Origin of the sequence: Streptomyces sp. NBC_01017, assembly GCF_045162795.1 — a bacterium.
In the GTDB taxonomy this organism is placed as follows: domain Bacteria; phylum Actinomycetota; class Actinomycetes; order Streptomycetales; family Streptomycetaceae; genus Streptomyces; species Streptomyces machairae.
In genome coordinates this window covers 377,533-394,326 of sequence record NZ_CP108683.1, presented here as the reverse complement: position 1 = coordinate 394,326, position 16,794 = coordinate 377,533, and the positions used below count along the sequence as shown (strand labels likewise).

15 protein-coding genes and 3 pseudogenes are annotated in these 16,794 nt (G+C 67.7%); 5 read left to right on the top strand and 13 right to left on the bottom strand.

Going from position 1 to position 16,794, the window contains the following annotated elements:
- Positions 1–58 precede the first annotated feature (58 nt).
- The 8 genes from OG331_RS01960 to OG331_RS01925 form a co-directional block, all read right to left on the bottom strand.
- On the bottom strand, positions 59–1,294 hold the full coding sequence (locus OG331_RS01960) for a TniQ family protein (RefSeq protein ID WP_406191026.1): 1,236 nt from the start codon (positions 1,292–1,294) through the stop codon (positions 59–61).
- Positions 1,295–1,303: 9 nt separating this feature from the next.
- Positions 1,304–2,329 (bottom strand): TniB family NTP-binding protein, encoded by a 1,026-nt coding sequence (locus tag OG331_RS01955; RefSeq protein ID WP_406191024.1) that lies wholly within the window; start codon positions 2,327–2,329, stop codon positions 1,304–1,306.
- Positions 2,323–3,873, bottom strand: a complete 1,551-nt coding sequence (locus OG331_RS01950; protein WP_406209602.1) for a Mu transposase C-terminal domain-containing protein — start codon at positions 3,871–3,873, stop codon at positions 2,323–2,325. Before OG331_RS01950 ends, OG331_RS01955 begins: the two co-directional genes overlap by 7 nt.
- Positions 3,874–4,415: 542 nt before the next feature.
- Entirely contained in the window at positions 4,416–5,087 is a 672-nt protein-coding gene (locus tag OG331_RS01945; RefSeq protein ID WP_406209599.1) for a TnsA-like heteromeric transposase endonuclease subunit, read from the bottom strand.
- A 607-nt stretch (positions 5,088–5,694) separates the two neighbouring features.
- On the bottom strand, positions 5,695–6,666 hold the full coding sequence (locus OG331_RS01940; protein WP_406191023.1) for a hypothetical protein: 972 nt from the start codon (positions 6,664–6,666) through the stop codon (positions 5,695–5,697).
- Positions 6,663–7,328: a TniB family NTP-binding protein gene (locus OG331_RS01935; RefSeq protein ID WP_406209596.1), complete on the bottom strand. Its 666-nt coding sequence runs from the start codon at positions 7,326–7,328 to the stop codon at positions 6,663–6,665. The genes OG331_RS01940 and OG331_RS01935 overlap by 4 nt, the downstream gene beginning before the upstream one ends.
- A gap of 12 nt (positions 7,329–7,340) precedes the next feature.
- On the bottom strand, positions 7,341–7,493 hold the full coding sequence (locus tag OG331_RS01930; protein ID WP_406191022.1) for a hypothetical protein: 153 nt from the start codon (positions 7,491–7,493) through the stop codon (positions 7,341–7,343).
- Positions 7,494–7,814: 321 nt separating this feature from the next.
- Complete coding sequence (locus OG331_RS01925) at positions 7,815–8,510, bottom strand: TnsA-like heteromeric transposase endonuclease subunit (RefSeq protein ID WP_406191019.1); 696 nt, start codon at positions 8,508–8,510, stop codon at positions 7,815–7,817.
- A gap of 266 nt (positions 8,511–8,776) precedes the next feature.
- Between OG331_RS01925 and tap the strand changes: the two genes are divergently transcribed.
- Positions 8,777–10,897 (top strand): telomere-associated protein Tap, encoded by a 2,121-nt coding sequence (gene tap, locus OG331_RS01920; RefSeq protein ID WP_406191017.1) that lies wholly within the window; start codon positions 8,777–8,779, stop codon positions 10,895–10,897.
- Between the two features lie 7 nt (positions 10,898–10,904).
- A complete protein-coding gene (gene tpg, locus OG331_RS01915; protein ID WP_406191014.1) occupies positions 10,905–11,462 on the top strand; it encodes a telomere-protecting terminal protein Tpg in 558 nt (185 codons plus the stop codon).
- A 167-nt stretch (positions 11,463–11,629) separates the two neighbouring features.
- On the opposite strand, the pseudogene OG331_RS01910 reads toward tpg, so the two are convergent.
- Positions 11,630–11,761 (bottom strand): annotated as a pseudogene (locus OG331_RS01910) (IS5/IS1182 family transposase); the annotation flags it as partial.
- Between the two features lie 75 nt (positions 11,762–11,836).
- Between OG331_RS01910 and OG331_RS01905 the strand changes: the two are divergent.
- On the top strand, positions 11,837–13,162 hold the full coding sequence (locus OG331_RS01905) for an IS4 family transposase (protein ID WP_406191011.1): 1,326 nt from the start codon (positions 11,837–11,839) through the stop codon (positions 13,160–13,162).
- Positions 13,163–13,198: 36 nt separating this feature from the next.
- Here OG331_RS01905 and OG331_RS01900 read toward each other — a convergent pair.
- Positions 13,199–13,320, bottom strand: a pseudogene (locus OG331_RS01900) (IS5/IS1182 family transposase); the annotation flags it as partial.
- Positions 13,321–13,498: 178 nt separating this feature from the next.
- Here OG331_RS01900 and OG331_RS01895 point away from each other — a divergent pair.
- On the top strand, positions 13,499–14,482 hold the full coding sequence (locus OG331_RS01895; RefSeq protein WP_406191008.1) for a transposase: 984 nt from the start codon (positions 13,499–13,501) through the stop codon (positions 14,480–14,482).
- On the opposite strand, the pseudogene OG331_RS01890 reads toward OG331_RS01895, so the two are convergent.
- Positions 14,430–14,794: pseudogene (locus tag OG331_RS01890) on the bottom strand (transposase family protein); the annotation flags it as partial. The gene OG331_RS01895 and the pseudogene OG331_RS01890 overlap by 53 nt on opposite strands.
- Between OG331_RS01890 and OG331_RS01885 the strand changes: the two are divergent.
- Positions 14,685–15,323 carry a transposase gene (locus OG331_RS01885; RefSeq protein WP_406209593.1) on the top strand — a complete coding sequence of 213 codons (639 nt, stop codon included), beginning with the start codon at positions 14,685–14,687 and terminating at the stop codon, positions 15,321–15,323. The pseudogene OG331_RS01890 and the gene OG331_RS01885 sit on opposite strands and share 110 nt — an antisense overlap.
- Positions 15,324–15,556: 233 nt before the next feature.
- Here OG331_RS01885 and OG331_RS01880 read toward each other — a convergent pair whose 3' ends face one another.
- Both OG331_RS01880 and OG331_RS01875 read right to left on the bottom strand, forming a co-directional pair.
- Positions 15,557–15,898 carry a helicase associated domain-containing protein gene (locus OG331_RS01880; RefSeq protein ID WP_406191006.1) on the bottom strand — a complete coding sequence of 114 codons (342 nt, stop codon included), beginning with the start codon at positions 15,896–15,898 and terminating at the stop codon, positions 15,557–15,559.
- A 113-nt stretch (positions 15,899–16,011) separates the two neighbouring features.
- Positions 16,012–16,698, bottom strand: a complete 687-nt coding sequence (locus tag OG331_RS01875; protein WP_406190792.1) for a transposase family protein — start codon at positions 16,696–16,698, stop codon at positions 16,012–16,014.
- Positions 16,699–16,794 lie beyond the last annotated feature (96 nt).

Genomic DNA, 16,794 nt, shown 5'->3' with positions numbered 1-16,794 from the left:
CGCCCCTCATACTTCGCAATCGAGTTGTCACCCCACCGGGCTCGCCACCTGTCCTGTGTCACCGAGTCGTCCCTGACGCGGTCGCTCTGACCTGCGGCGAGGAATCTTGAGTGGCGAAGTGGCCGTGAACCGCGGGTGCCATCGTTCGGAGATGCGGAGAGTCTTCGCCAGTGGATCTTGCTGGATCGTGAGGATGCTTGGCGAGTACTGCTGCGGCGAGTTCGATGGCGTCGGGGTAGATCGCGGCGTGTGAGTAGGTGTCGAGTTCGGTCGGGATGCCGCGGTGGTGATTGTGGGTCTGCAGTGCGAGGAGCCGGTATTTCCAGTGGTGCGGGACGGCGGCTGGGGAGGCCGGCCAGGGCGGGACGGCTTCGACCGCAGTTTGGTGGGCGAGGGTGAGTTGCTGGGGTGTGAAGCGGCGTAGGAGTCGGTTCGCCCGGCGTTGGGCGGTGGTGATCTCAGGGCATATGGAGAGGTCGAGGTGGGGTTCTCCGAGATCGCTGAGCCAGATTCCGTGCTGTGTGCAGACCTTGTGGTGAATCGGGAGGTGGACGGGGACGGGCTGGCGGATGCCGAGGCGGGCAGTGCACCGGTGGCAGGCGGTCGTGGCCCGGACAGGGCTTTCGTCGGTGCCGAAGGCGGGGAGCGCGTGGGCAAGGCTGGCGGAAGTGGTGCTGGTGAGGTGAGCGAGTTCGTGCAGGGCCTGGGTGGCTGCGGGGGCGAGCATGTGGTGCTGGGCTCGGTCGTCGATGTTGTTGGTCTTCGTGGCGAACCAGGTGGGCAGTACTGCCAGTACCTCGGTGACGGTGAGGTGGTTGGCCTGGGCGATCCGGGCCAGGTAGGAGTTGAGGGTTTCTCCTGCGATCGGGGCGACTGGCTGTGGCAGCACCGGTGTCCGCTCGTGCCTGCGGGCGAGTGTGCGGGACATCTCGGATGGGACCGGGGGATCCTCCTCCTGTGAGTTGGTCTTGCGGCGGTCGGCCAGGACCAGCAGGCGGCGGTCCAGTTCGCGGTAGAGGGTTGCCCGGCTTCCCTGGAAGCCGAGGTCGGCTACTTCTTTGAACAGGACACTGGTCCGCAGGTGCGGATCCTCGGTGAGTCGCTGGCGGCAGTAGCTGGCGAGGGGTTCGGTGAGCAGGCTTGGCCGTGGGGCCCGAGTCCCGGGCGTTCTGCGGCCGTTGATGTAGTCGCGGATGGTTTGGTGGCTGTGGCCGATGTGGTCAGCGATGGCCTGCACTGGCCATCCGGCTGCGTGCAGGGTGAGGATCTTCTCGGCTCGTTCTCGGGGCAGCATGGGTGTCGATCACGCGGCGGGTGGCCGCGGGGACTGGGAAGTGAAGTCGGCGTCGACGGCGTCGAGGGCCTTCTTGGTGATCTTCTCGGTGCCGTCCAGGACGGCGCTGATGGCCGCGCCGCGGATCAACCAGAGCAGGCTTCCGATCATCCCGTGGGTGCGCTGGTGCAGGTAGCGGTCGAGTCTGGTGAGGGCGCCGGGCCGGTGGCGGTGGAGCCTAAGACTGTCCTCCAGGGCTGCGATCAGCGCGGTCCACTGCTGGTTCTGGCCGAACGGTCCGGTGCGGACCATCCCGAACCGGCCGGCGATCTGTTCTCCGCGGGCGCCGGAGAGCAGTCCGGTCCGTTCCAGGCTGATTCCGGCGTAGACGAAGGTGACCGGGATGCGTTCGGAGAAGTACTTCAGGGTGTCGGAGGCTTCGGCGCCGGCGCGTGTGGCGGTGTTGAGGTTGTGGAGTTCGTCGACCGCAACGAGGGTCACGTGGGCGTCCGTACTGACGCCGCAGACTGCGTCGGCGATGTCGGTGATGTTGCTTCTGGTGGAGATCGGCAGGTCGAAGAACCGGGCGAACTCCATGGCGATCATCTTGGGGGTGGCGGCGGGTGGGACGGTGATGTAGATGACCGGGATGTCGCTGGAGGAGTTCGGGTGCCGCCGTCGGTGGATCACCTCGACGGTCTTGCCGAGTTGGGTGAGCGCGGTGGTCTTGCCGGTTCTGGCGGGGCCGGACACCATCAGGCCGCATCGTCCGTAGTGGGCGTTCTTGTTCATCTGGATCAGGCTGCGGCCCGAGGTGATGACCTGGCGGATCGTGGGAGTCTGGACCACCAGCAACTGTGAATGGTGGTCGATGCGGTCATCGTCGTAGCAGACTCGTTTGTCGTCCGCGAGAGCCGACCAGACCGCCTCGGGCAGCAGCTCCGGCACTGCGGGTATCTCGGTGACGAACCCGCGCCACCCCGGCAGGGTGGTCAGCTGCAGATGCCCGTACCCATCTGCGGGATCCCCACCCCGCCCCGGCCCCTGACTCACCACCGCTTGTCCGCTTCGGTGAACGGGTCGAAGATCGGCATCGGTATCACCTTGGCGATGTTCTCCTCGGGAACGTCGTCGGCCTGGCCCGTTTCTCTGTCGGCAACCCGGTCGGCAGGGGGTGCCTCGGGCGCGATCGGGGTGGATGGCGGACTGGATTTGGTGCGGGCGGCGACACGCCGGTCCCGGCGGCTGAGTCCGGCTCTGCTGCCTGTGTCACCGCGGTCAGCGGGTCCCTGATGGGCGCGTCGCAGCAGGTCGGCGACGGCATCGGCGAGTTGCTCCTCGCTCGCTCCGGGCAGGGTGTGGCGGGTGTGGTCCCAGGCCAGTTCGCCGAACGGGGCGGCGACGCGGTGCAGTTGTTTCCAGAACAGGGTGATCCAGCCGCCCCTGCCATGGTCACGGACCCAGATGCGGGACACGTCGTAGGGGTCGTAGTGGATCTCCCACAGATCCTTGCGATCCTTGACGCCCGACCGCTGCTGCCGCAGCGGGTTGAGGGCCTGGTCGTCGTAGGTCCGGTGTTTGATCTTCACGCCGTAGGCGTTGATCGCCCGCCAGGTCGCGGGCAGCAGCTCGATGTAGTCATCAGCCGACAATGCGACCGGGACATAACCGGCCGTCTCGACGAGAGCGGCGTACTTCTCGTTCGGGCTGAACATCCGCCCCGGGTGTAGGGGGTCGCGCAGTCCGTCGTGGGGCCGGCTCTGCCAGACCACGATCCACTCGTCCAGGAGTTCCTGCAGCTCCAGCAAGGACCAGAGCGGCTGTTGTTCGACGTGCCGGCCACGGCGCTCGGCGTTGAAGCCGGTGTAACCGGCCACGAACTGGGCGAACAAAGTTCCGACCGAACCCAGCATCCGCTCGATGTGGCCCTTCTCCCAGCCCGATGCATCGTGCACCGGCTGGAAGTTGATGCCCAGGAAGTTGCAGGAGGCCCGGAAGTTGCGGGAGATGAACACCGTCCCCTGGTCGACCACGATGGTCTCGGGCACGATGACCGGCCGAGCCGCGGCGTGCTCCAGACGCGCGTCGATATCCAGCAACCGCCTGAACGGCAACGCCGAGCGTGACATCGCCAGCGCCTGTGCCCAGCCGGGCCGCATCGGCTCGGGGGTGACGGTGCGGGCCAGCAACACGCTGGCGTCCACGGACTTGGTCGTCGGCCGCAGCACCGCTGCGGTCAGGCTCCTGGTCGCGACATCGATCATGCCGGTCAGATCAACCCGGGCGGGGACCCCGTCGTCCAGGCGGACCAGCACGTCCAGCGGGGTGGAGTCCATCTGCATCAACTCGCCCGGCGCCGCCGCACTTCGTTCGCCGAACGGCCCGTCGGGCCGGTCCGCCAGCGACCGGCGGGTGCGGGCCGATCCGGTGGTGTGCTTGCCCGCCGACAGCTTCTCCAGCAGCCGGTAGAGACTGCGCTGAGACGGCAACTCCACCGAGCCTCGGCCGTGATCCGCCTCCAGGATCTGACCGGTCCTCCAGAACAGATAAGTCGCAGTCCGGGTGGAACCCTGGGCGGCCTCGGCGACCGCCCTCTGCATCGCCTCCACCACCAGCGGGTCCACCCGGCCGTGCGCGCTGACGGGCTTGCCGGACCGGTGGTCGGCCATCCCGACCACTCCGCGGGCCTCATAGCGGCGGCGACGCTTGGCGATCGCACTCGCCGTCACCGGCCGCCCCGCAGCGGTCAGTTCCGCCGCCTTCGCCAGCTCACGGCGGGTCAGCGACACCACCGCCGGGTCGTACTCCGGCTTCGGCCTCGTGCCTGGAGGCGCCTGCGGCGGAACCCCGCGCAACACCTCCACGATGTGCTGTTCCCACCACAACGCCTCCGCCGCCACTGCCTCCGGCAGACCCTCCAACGGCGTCGCCGGCGGAACCGGCGTCCGCGACGACGCGCGTACCACCTCGAAATCCTCGGCCGCCGACAACTCGATCAGGCCGATATCGGTGACCACGCCGTCCGTGTCCGCCAGACGCACGGTCTTGCCGGACACCGCGATCACCGTGCGCAGGACCCCGGCCACTCGTACTCGATCACCGATCGACACTCCGGCAGGCCGCAGCGGCCGATGTCCCGCGTTCACCACGATCCCCCAACCGAACCAGCGGCCCGCACCAGTGTGCTGGGGCCCAGCCGCTCATGCGCGAGATCGGCCACCAGTTCCTGCCGCCACATCAGGTGAAACAGTACGGGCAACACCGCCAGCCGGTCCCCGGCGTCCTCGGCTCCCGTCAGTAACGGCGTCGGCACTGCGAACACCTCCCGTAACCGGGCTGCGATCTCAGGTCTGCCGGCGCAGCGCGGATGCCGGTAGCGGGCCAGCCACCGCAGATTCGCCATCAGCGCAGGGTCCGGGACACCAACGTGCCTGAACTCCCAGCCGACCCCCGAACAGGCCCGCTCGGTGGCTGCGAATGCCTCGGCGGTCCGCTCGTCGACCTGGTCCTCGGCGCGGACATCGACCACGCGAGCACGGCCGTCGGCGAGCCGTACGAAGTAGTCCGGGGCATGACGCCGCTTCTCTTTCCCGTTATGCCAGTGCATCCAGAACGGCTGCGAAGCGATCCCCACAACATCCGGATCGAAGTCCAGCAGGACCAGCCGGTCCTGTTCCAGCCACGACTCGAACCCCACATGACGTCCAGTCGATGCGGCCCACCACCAGCCTGGGAAATGCCCAAGTCCGCGCGACCAGCGAAACGTCCGTACCGGAGTCGCTTCCTCCCACGCCAGCCCATGGCACTGATCCAACGGAACAACCCGCTCGTGGCCTCCAGCACCGGCGAACCGGAGCGTGAATCCGCCTCCGGCGGTGTCATGCTCTAACGCACCCGCAGTGCTCACCCGGCCACCTCGCCCCCAATCGAGTAAACCGTAGTGGCAACAAGCCGAGCTTGAGCAAGATTCAGTGGCAAAGAGGAAGATCGACTGTCACAGGACACCACCTCAGATGAGAACTCGCCACCGCCTTCGCCAGATCTCATGTCCGGTCGCAGATATCTCCGGGTGCAACGCCTCCTCGACCTGCGGTGCCCGGACTTGAGTGAGACACCCAGCGCACCCTGCGTCCCGGAGAAGTCCGGGCAGTCGTTCGTGCGGTGGGTCGGGTCGGAAGAGTCGCCGCGCTCGCGACCGGCGCGAATGCCGAGAGGTGCCCGGACTTGTGCGGGACGCCCGGCCAGATGCCCGGAGATCTTTGAGACTGCCCGGACATCACGGAGACCGGACATCTCATGCGAAATCGTCAGGTCACGTGCGACTCGACAGAGTCTGTTGGTTCTCTTCTGAGCTGGCGAGCGAGTGGCTCCGGTGAGCTGGGGCTCGCCATTTGCGGTGAGATCTCCATCGGTTGTCTTTCTCATTCGAGGTGGCGACTTTTGGGTAGGGGCGGTGTCGGGATGCCCCTCAGCGAGCAAGCTCGCCGGGTGGGTGCCTGTGCTCGGCTTGCGTAATGGGAGCGCAGATTCTTGACCCACTTGCAAAGCGAGTCGTCACGGCCGTTGTCGGCGGTTAAGACTTCGTAGTCGGTGCCGATGGCGTGGGCGGTGTAGCGATAGACGGCGCGCAGCCGCCAGGCAGCGGACAGACCGACATGGCTCCGCCAGTCGGGGTCCACCAGCAGCTCGGCGAGCTGGATCATCTCCGGGAACCTGGAAGCGGCGGAGCCGGGGCCCGTCGCACCGATGCTCAGGGCGCGGGCCGTCCAGCGCTGGAGCAGGGCCGTGTGACGTCGCTCTTGCAGCCAACCGCTGGTGACGTTCCATGCCTGGAAGAGGCCGGAGAAGGCCTGGCTCTGGTCGTAGCGGGCGGCGAGGTGGTCGTACTCGTGCTGGGCGGTGACGATCTCGGGGGCCGCGGTGAGGTGGAACTGGGGGATGCTGTTGATCCAGCGGCGGTGTGTGGTGCAGACGTAGCGGGCGTAGTCGCGCTCGCGGTGCTCCCAGGCAACGGCGGTGGCCGGACCGTGCTGAAGCGTGCAGGTTCGGCAGACGAGCATCGGATAGGGGAGGCGAAAGAACCGAACGGTCGGGGTCGCGACCGGGAGTGGGACGTATGCGGGGGTGTGGCTCAGCCCCGGCAGTGCTCGTCTGAGGTGGTCGGCCGGGGTGCGGGAAACGATGCCGAGCCGGTCTATGGCGGGGGCGTTGAGGATGGCGTCGCGGTGCAGGACGTGCTTGCCGGGGACGCAGTCCCCGATGATGCGGAACAGGAGCGTGGGCGGGAAGTCGTTCGCGGCGGCGAGCCGCATGACGAAGGAGACCACCGATTCGTCCTGCATGGGCCGGGCCCGCAGCGGCAGCGGTCGGACGGTGCGTTGCCAGCGCTTCATGAGCGGACCTCCTCGGCAGCGGTGTCGAGGACGACGGCTTCGAGGTGCCGTTTGGTGATCTTTTCGGTGCCGTCGGCGATAGCGTCGTTGGCTGCTTCGTAGATGAGCTGGTCAAGGCTGCCGATCATGCCGCCGGTGCGTTTGTGCAGGTAGGGCTCGTGCCTGCGGAGGGTGCCCGGGGTGTGCCGGTGCAGACGGAGGGTGGATTCCATGGTCAGGACGACGCGTTCCCAGTCCTCGCGCTGCTGCGGGGTGTCGTGCTCGAACGGGCCGGTATTGAGGGTGATGAAGCGTCCGGCGAGCTGGCGGCCGCGCAGGCCGGAGAACAGGCCGTTCTCGGTGACGTTGACGCCTGCGTAGACGAACGTCGCCTGGATCTGTTCAAAGAGGTATTTCAGCTGGTCGGATGCGTCCTGACCGTTGCGGGTGGTGAGGTCGAGATTGTGGATCTCGTCTACGACGATCAGTCGGCAGCGGACTTTGTGCAGGACGGAGATCACGTTGTGGGTGATCGCCTGCGGGCTCTCGCGGGAGGCGTAGGGCAGGCCGAGGAAGGCGGCCAGTTCGACCACCAGGTCGCGAGGCTTCACCGCAGGCGGGGTGACGATGTAGACGACCGGGATGCGCTCGCCGGAGGTGTCGACCGGGGCCGTGCGTTCGATCTTGAGCTGGTGCTAGCGGCCGTCGACCAGACCCCACAGCCCCTGTTCCCGGTAGCGTCGGCGCATCCGCTGGATCGTGCGCAGGCCCGTCCGCTGCCCGGCTGCCGACAACTCGTCGGCCTTCGCCTTCTCCCTGCTCGGCCAGAGACCGTGACGCCGGGTCATACTCCGGCCGCGGAACGGCGCCGGCCGGGGCGTCCGGCGGCAGCCCGGTCTCGATCTCCACCAGGTGGCGTTCCCATCGGCAGGCCGCCTCGGCGACCTTCTTCGGCAGCCCATCCAGCAACCCCTGGGAGGTCAGCGGCGGCACCGGTGCGGAGCCGATCACCTCGAAATCCGGTGCCGCGAACAGATAGGCCACCAGCACCGTCGAGGGCTCACCAGCGGCCGACAGCAGCTGCACCGTCGTTCCGGCGACGGCCACCACGGTGTGTTCCAGCCCGCCGAAGACCACCCGGTCCCCGACCTTCAGCAGCGGACGCGGCCTCACCGCATGTCCTCCGCCGCGAGGTGCACCACCGTGCGGTCACCGAGCAGAACCGACAGGTCACAGAGCAGTTCCTGGCGCCACATCAGGTGGAACAGCACCGGCAGCACGGCGATCGGATCGCCGGTCTCCTCGGCGCCCTCCATCAGCAGTCCCGGGGCCGCGAAGAACTCCCGCAGTCGTGCGGCGACTTCGGCGTTGAAGCAGCGCGGGTGCCGGTAGCCGGCCAGCCAGCGCAGGTTCCCGGACTCCACCGGGTCCAGCTCGCCCCACAGGGCATAGCTCCAGCCGATCTCGGCGTAGGCCCGCTCGGTCGCGGCGAACTTCGCCAAGTCCCGTGCGGGACGCCGGTTCTCGGGCCGGGAGTCCACCAGCAGCACCGAGCCGTCGGCGCGGCGTACGAAGTAGTCCGGCGCGTGCGAGAGGGACTTGCCCCGTTCGTTCGCCCAGAACAGCCACAGCGGCTGCGAGGTCAACGCGGTCACAGCCGGGTCGAAGTCGAGGGCCATCGCGTGATCGCGCTCCAGCCACGACTCGTACCCGACGTGCATGCCGGCCGTCGCAGACCAATACAGGCCCGGGTAGTTCCGCTGCCCGCGGTACGAGGGGAACTCGCGCACCGGACGCCCGTCCTCAAACCGAACCCCTGCGGCCCTGACCAGCGGCACCCGGCGTTCCACCCCGTCACCTCCCAAGTAACCCACCTCGAAGCCCTCGACCCTCGCCGGGGCCCCGCCCACCACGCTTCGCAATCGAGTTGTCACCCGATCAGGCTCGCCACATCAGATGAGAACTCCCCACCGCCTTCGCCAGATCTCACGCGAATTCGTCAGGTCACGTGCGACCCGACAGTCAGCCCGCTCCGTGTCCACACTCCGCCGCAAATCTACTTAGTCAGGGTTAAAGAAGCGGGCTAAATAAACGGATAAACACTGTTAGTGTTCGGGGTGGAGGTAGACGCATGGCATCAGAGGAAGAGCTTTTCGCGTCCGTCGACGCACTGCTGGAGGAGGAGCCGCAGCTCCCACCCCCGGCGGAACGGGCCCGGCTGCGGGAGGCAGCCGGCATCACCCAGGCCCGTCTCGCGGTCGCGCTGAAGACGTCGACGCAGACGGTGAAGAACTACGAGAACGGCCGCTCCGAGCCGAAGTCGCCACGCCTGGAGGCGTATCAGCGGCTGCTGAAGGGTTGGGCGGCGAAGTACCCCGCGCACGGCGTCCCCACCGCGCCCGCCCCGGCCGTCGCGCCGCAGCCGGCCGTGCGGGCCACGTTCACCGGCCCGGCCACCCGTGCGCCGGAGACGGGGGCTGTCGCACCGGGACAGGCCCCCACCGCGGCGGCCGCGCCCGAACAGTCGGCCGCGCGCCCCGCGTCGTCGCGCCGCCCGGCCGCGAAGAAGGCCACCGCGCCCGCGCTGGACCCGCGCTTCCCCCACGGCCCGCTCGCGGTGCTGGACGGGGATGGTTCCGCGTACGGCGTCGACGGGATCGTGCTGGACTGCCCGGCGACCACGGTGGTGGAGCTGGTGGAGTGGACGCTGCGCGAGTCCGGCCTCGGTGCAGCAAAGCTCAACCGCTACGGCAAGGACTCCGACCCGCTGATCGTGCTCACCGCCGCCGCGGCCGTGACGTTCGGCCTGCCGGAGCGCCTGGAAGGCCACGAGCAGCGCCGATCGCTGCGCCTGCCCGAGGATCACCCGGTCGTGAAGCAGGTCGTGAGGGCGAAGTGGCAGCTGACGCAGCGCGGGTTCGGCCCGTGGGCGCGCATCTACCGCAAGGCCCAAGGGGGCGAGCGGCAGTGCGTGCAGCTGGCAATCCTGTCCTGGGACGCTCTCGATGAGCGGGCCTGGCCCGGCGTGACGGACATGGAGCCGGCCGACATCGCCCAAGTCCTCGGCGTCTACGCTCAGCGGGTCATCACCCCGCGTGGGTCGACGGCCGTGTCGGGGCTGGAGTTGATGACGGCGCTGCGTCCGTCCACGCGCGCCGTACGGGACGAAGCGACCGGGAACTGGGTGTCCGGCCACAACCCGGGCTCGCTGGGCACGGAGCCGATGGACCCGGCGCCGCCGGAGGCCACCGCCGAGCATCCGGTCGTCGTGGACTCCGGCTGGGCGGGTGGCTTCCTCAATGAGGAGGCGTACCAGTGGGTGCGGTCGGTGGACTTGCTCACCGATGAGGAGTGCACGCTCCCCTTCGCGGTGGGCCTGGACCTGAACACGGCGTTCCTCGCGGCCGCGGCCCGTCTGGTCGTCGGCCTGTCGGAGCCGGTGCACTTCATGAACCCGCCGTTCAACCCCAAGGTGCCGGGCAGTTGGCTGGCGGACCTGTCCCACGTGGAGCTGGACCCGCGCCTGCCCTCGCCGTTCACGCCGACCGGGGAGCGCCCGACAGACCCGGCCTGGTACCAGACGCACACCGTCGCCTACGCCCAGGAGCTCGGCTACAACGTCGCCCCGATCGAGGCGTATCTGCGCCAAGCAACCGGCGCGTACTTGGATCCGTGGCACGACCGGCTCAAGACCGCGTACGTCGACACCCTCGCCGACCTCGGTGTCACCAAGGACCTGGACGACCGCCAGTTCCTCGCCGCGATGGAGCAGCACAAGCAGGTCGACCCGGCGATGGCCGCCGTGCTCACGGCCATCAAGGCAACCGTGAAGGGCGGCGTCGGGAAGCTGCGGGAGCGCCCGCAGGGCAAGTCCTACAAGGAGGGCGAGCGGTGGCCGGCCCTTCAGCGGCCGACCTGGCGCCCGGACATCCGCGCCGCCGTCATCAGTAAGGCCCGGGTCAACATGCACCGCAAGCTGCGCAACATGGCGACGATGACGGGCCTGTACCCGCTCGCGGTGCTGTCCGACTGCGTCGTCTATCCCTCGCCCGGCCGGAGCCCGTTGGGCTTCTTGCCGTACGCGGCGTCCGGTAAGCCGCAGCCGGGCGGGTTCCGTCTCGGGCCTACCCCGGGCCTGGCGAAGCTGGAGGGCGTGCAGTCGATGCTGTGGGCGGTCGACTTGATGGAGCAGGGCCTGAACCCGGCCCGGCATATCAAGGGCGGCGACGCTGTCCTGGACGAGGGGGAGTAGGGCTGTGGTGGGAGAGATCGACGACGCGATCGAGCGTGCCGGCCGGGAGAGCTTCACCCGGGAGCCGCCCAAGACCCTCAAGGGCCAGATCGGCTACCTGATCCGGCAGTTGGGCAGCGCGAAGGCCGTTGCGCAGGAGATCGGTGTCACCGCCGACTCCGTCAACAGGTACCGCAGGGGGGCCCGCAAGCACGCCCGCGCCGACATCGCCGCGAAGATTGACAACGCTGTGAGGGCTCGCTGGCAGCCGCAGGTGCGCAAGCGCCGGCAGCGCCAGGCCGCCGCCACGGGCGGGATCACGGTCGAGACGAGGGCCCGGTTCGGGTACACCGCGCCCATCGGCACGACCGACGACGGACGGTTTAGGCGACTCACCGTGCACCTCCCCCCGGCGTACGCACAGCGCCTCTTCGACGCCCGCGACGCAGGGGCCGGCGACCAGGAAATGCGTGGGATCATCGCCGAAGGGTTCAAGGACGTCTATTTCCAGGACGGCGGCGCACGTGCCATGGGACTGTCGGACGTGGAAATCAACGACATTGACTACCTGGATCTCGACTACTAATTCAGAGCCCAATTTATGGCGAGCTCGAAAGCCGCCCAAATTCCTCGACGGAGAAGGAGTTGCAATGACGCTGACGGACACCGCCGATGAGATTGCCCAGCGGCCGCGTGAGGCCGTCGGCGAGATCCCCGACGACTACTGTACGCGTCAGTGAACCTCTTTCATCCTTAATACGTGCAGGTCATGAGGGTGTGGACGGCCTGGACGATGGTGCCGATGCGACGAGTGGAGCATCTGGCCCGCCGGAGCAGTCGCCAGGTCTTCAGCTGTGCGAAGGCGCGTTCTCCAGGAGCCCGCAGCCCAATGCCACTTAGATAAGTGACTGATTTCCAGTCGTCCACTTTTCCACAGCGACACGCCCGGGCTGCCTGTGGATGGTCAACTATCCAAGTACCGGTGCTTTGTTGTTTCCAGGAGACCGGATACCTTCCTCGCCTATGGGTGGGGTGCTGGAGGGCTCGGCGGCAGTTTCGGGCGTGCGTCTAACCGACCGGGTGGGTGTTGGTGTTCTGACGCGCCTGGTCGACCGTGATCTGGTCGATGAGGTTCTCGTCGAGACGGGCCGGATGGAAAAGCGGTCACGTCTGCTCCCGGCGCGTGTTGTTGTCTATTACGTGATGGGCTTGTGTCTGTTCTTCGGCGAGTCGTACGAGGAAGTGATGCGGCTTCTCGTCAACGGTCTGCGTTTTCTGGGGACATGGCGCAAGGACTGGACAGTTCCCACGACGGGTGCGATTTCCCTGGCGCGCCGGCGTCTGGGACCGGAGCCGTTGCGGGTGCTGTTTGAGCGGGTGGCACTGCCTTGCGCTCGGCGGGGCACGCAAGGGGCGTGGCTGGGGCGGTGGCGGCTGATGGCCATCGACGGTTTCGTGCTGGATGTTCCCGATACCCCTGCGAATGACGCGAGGTTCGGCCGGTCCGGAGGGACGAAAAATCCGGCGCCTTTTTCCCAGGTGAAGATCGTGGGGCTGGGCGAATGCGGGACCCATGCCGTGGTAGCAGCACGGCTGGGGCCCTGGCGCGTGGACGAAGGTGTTCTCGCCGAGGAACTCGTCGTCGATTTCGAACCGGGCATGCTGGTTACCGCTGACCGGGGATTCTATGCGTACCGTCTGTGGGAAGCTGCCGCGGCTACCGGCGCGGATCTGCTGTGGCGCATGCCTGATGGGCCTCACCTGCCAGTGGTGCGGCCCCTGAAGGACGGGTCGTACGAGTCGTTCCTGCTCGACCCGAAGGTCCGTCATCGGCGCGCGGTCCAGCGACACCGCGGATCGGCGAACATCGAGGAACCGTCCGGGCTTCCGGTCCGGGTCATCGAATACGAAGTGACAAACCGTGAAGGCAAGGGAGAGATCTTCTGCCTGATCACCACCATCATGGCCCCCGACGAGGCAAGTTCCGCTGAACTCGCGGCCGCCTATGCCGAACGCTGGGAATTCGAATCCAGCCTGGACGAGATCAAAACTCATCAGCGAGGCCGCGGCGGCGTACTGCGCTCGAAGACACCGGACATGATCGAGCAGGAGATCTGGGCACTGCTCCTCACGCACTACGCGGTCCGGCATCTGATGTGCGAGGCAGCCGACCAGGCCGACATCGACCCCGACAGACTGTCCTTCATGCGGTCACTTCGCATTATCCGACGCCAGGTCACAGACCAGGCGGGCTTTTCCCCCTCACCACCTCATGAATGCCCTTGAGACGGCACACGCAGAAATCATCGAAAGACTCAACCCCCGCCTTCGGGCGTAGATGAGCCAGGAGACATGCTCGACGAGCTCATACGGGACGTCGAGCATGGAAGGATACGGAACCAACAGGGCCCCTCGGTCGCCGGTGCGATGAGTGAGATCACCACGCCAACGACGAGGGGCCCTGTCCTGTCACGCCCCCGCCCACCAGGTCATTTCCCCCTGCGGGGCAGGATGAAAGAGGTTCAGCCTCGGGTATTCAGCTGAATTCGGCTGCGTGCGGGGCCGGTTGACGCGAAAGGTGCCCTGACCTGCGAGGATGCGACTGTCGAGGAAGCATCTGGAATGCAGGAGCGGGGCACCTTTCTGGTGAGTGAGTCTACGGGGTGGGATCGGCGGCTGTCCGTGGCCGCTGATGGCAAGGCGCTGATCGGGCATGCCGGGGCGGTGCTGCTGCGGAAGCTGGCGGACCGTACGGGGTTGACGAGTGCGCTGGCGGGCGCGCTGCCCCAGGGGGCGGGGTTCGGCTGGCGCGATCGCGCGGTCGTGGTCGTACAGCTGGCCGTGGCGATCGTGCTGGGAGCAGTGAATCTGTCCGATGCCGAGCAGATGCAGGCCCATCACCAGGGCCTGTTCGGGCCGACGGTGTCCGACTCGACGACGCGCCGGACGCTTGCGGCGATGGACGAGCGGGTGCTGGCGAAGATCGCGGCGGTGCGGGCTCGGGTGCGTCGGCATGTGTGGTCGCAGCTGGCCCTGCGGCCGGGCGGGTTTCCGTGGCTGACCGTCGCGGGGAAGGTGCTGCACCGCTGGGTCGTGATCGATATGGACGCCACGATCATCACCGCGGCGTCGAAGAAGCTGGGCGCCTCGGCGACCTGGAAGAAGACCTACGGCTTTCATCCGCTCGCCGCCTGGTGCGCGAATACCTCCGAGTGCCTGGCCATGTGGCTGCGAACCGGTAGCGCCGGCTCCAACACGGTCGCCGACCATTTGCACGTGCTCGGCGAGGCGCTCGCCCAGGTCCCCGGCGCCTCCACCGCCAAGATCCTGGTACGCGTCGACGGCGCCGGGGCCACCCACGGCCTGCACGAACACCTCCGGGACCTGAACACGATGCGCCGTACCGTCCGCTTCACCACCGGCTGGACGATCACCGAAGAGGACGAGAAGGCCATCGCGAAGCTGCCGGAGACCGCATGGGAGACCTCGATCAGACAGGACGGCAGCCTCCAGGAGGGCTACCAGGTGGCGGAGTTGACCGGGCTGAACACCCTTGAGCGAAGGCGCGTTCTCCCGGTGCCCGGAGGCGGGCGTGGTCGCGGTTGAACTGCTGGTACGGCAGTAGGGGGTGCGTACCGTGGCGCCGGCGCCACGGTGGGCGCGGTCGGCCAGGACGAGGATCTGCCGGGTCAAGCAGGCTTGGACGATCCCGTGGGCACGGGCGGAGGTCAGGTCGTGAGTGCGGCCGGGTGTTGCTCGTGAGAACCACAGCGGGGTGCCGTTCGATGCGGCGATGACCTGCACGTTTATGCCGTGCTTGCGGTGTTTCTGCGAGTACGGCTCATCCGCACGGACGCGGTCGGCCGGGATCAGGGTGCCATCGACGATGACGAAGTCGCCCTCGCTCAAGCCGACGAGGACCGCTCACCTGATCCGCGAACTGACCGCTGCCGAAGAGGACTTCCCCGCGCAGAGGTGGCACCAGCAGATCCGGTGGGCCCTGGCCGGCCTGAACACACAGGCGATCAGGGTGCGCTCCGGCGAGATCAGTGAGATCGCACCCGAGGCCCTGCTGCTGCACTTCGAAGCCTTCCACCGAGGCATCGCCGTCGGGCTCTCGCTCCATCCCCGCGCGCCGGGACGGAAACAGACTCCGGCCCGCAACCTGCTGGAACGTCTGCGGGACCAGGCGCACGCCGTGCTCCGCTTCGCCGACGCCCCCCGGCACGTGCCCTTCACCAACAACTGCGGCGAACGAGCACTGCGGCCGGTCAAGACCCAGCTGAAGATCTCCGGCTGTCACCAGTCCGCCGACGGCGCCATGGCCTGGCTCGCCGTGCGCTCCTACCTCGACTCCGCCCGCAAACACGGGCTGAGCGCCTTCGAGGCCATCCACCGCGCCTTCACCGGCAACCTCTGGATGCCCCCCATCACGCAAACCACCTGACCAGCACGCCTCACACACCGTCACCGATCAGCCGCATTCCTTCTGAATGCGTACCCCCGACGCCGCTCGCGCTGCCCGTCCGTCAGGGCCTCCCAGACCTTTGGCGTCCGCTGCCGGGCCAGCCACTTCCCGACGTCCATCCCATGCACGGTGAGGCCGGGCAGGACCTCGGTCTGGCCGGCCTGGCCTTCTTCGTCGGCCACCAGCTCGCGCAGCGCGGTGTAGTGCCGCTGTCACTCGGCCGGCCACGACCGGTTCCAGTCCTCGTCCAAGGCCTCCAGCGCCGACTTCCACTCGGGGTGGCCGTCCAGCGCGCCAGGGCGGCGGAGGTTGGACAGCCACTGCCCCACCGGCCGGTCCAGCATCGTTGCCGACCTCGGAGCACATAGGGTCCAGTGCTGCTGGTAGTACGCCTTCGCGGCTTCCAAGTTCTCCTGGAACCGCTCATCCGCCAGGCTCCACACCATGCCGAGCTTCTCCAGCCGCGCCGCGCGCTGGCCACTCATCTGCCCCGCCCCGCGTTTGCCGTTGGGATAGTTGCCGCCGTCCTTTCCCGTCGGATTCCTGGGCGCCATGGTCGGCGACAGCGAAACCGCAGCGTTCTGGACCGCGTTTTGCAAGGGCCAGGCGGCACCGGTGCGGACCCTGTCGCAAATTGCGCGAGGCTGGGAGGTCTATTCACGGGGTCTCACCAGCCCTTCTTGTAGAAGGTGAGGGCGGTGACGGTTTTGGCAACGAGGGGGAACTTGGCCAGGGGGCCGCGGTAGCGGGTCGCGAGAATCTTCCAGTCTTTCAGGTGTGCGATCGCTCGCTCGATGGCGGCGCGGAGTCTGCTGATGCTCCCGTTGTAGACGTTGTCGCCAGTGGGACGTTCCTGACCAGGTGGTCTGCGTCTCGCGGTGAGCATGCCGGAGCCCACGTAGCCAAGATCGCCCATGCTCTGCCGTTCCGCGAAGGTTTCCGGGAAGTGGGACCGGCGCCAGGCGTACATGTCGTGCCGGGAGCCCGGGACGGGCTCGGACACCGCGAGCAGGTCCCCGGACAGCGTGGCCGCAACCTGCAGGTTGAAGCCGGTGTCGCGGTGCTTGCCGGAGAACAGGGTGGTGCCTTCGCTCGCCCAGTCCCACGTGGTGACCAGGGTGCCGTCGATGAGCACGATCCGGCCGGCGGAGGCCTCCACGGGATCGGGGACATGCCCGGCGAGGGCCTTCTCCACCACCGGAAGCAGCCCCGTCCACCGCCGGGAAACAGTGGCCTGGCTGACACCGAACAGCTCCGCCGCCGCCTCCTGGACGGGGTTCTGCCGCAGTAGGAACAGCACCAGGACCACCGACCGGTACAGGCCCAGTGACCACATCCGGGCCGGAGACACCACAGGATCAGGATCCGTCATGAGTATCCGATGGACCCGCACCACCAGCCCGTCCAGTTGATCCTTGTCCAACCCTGCCGTAACGTTCCAGCTCAACGG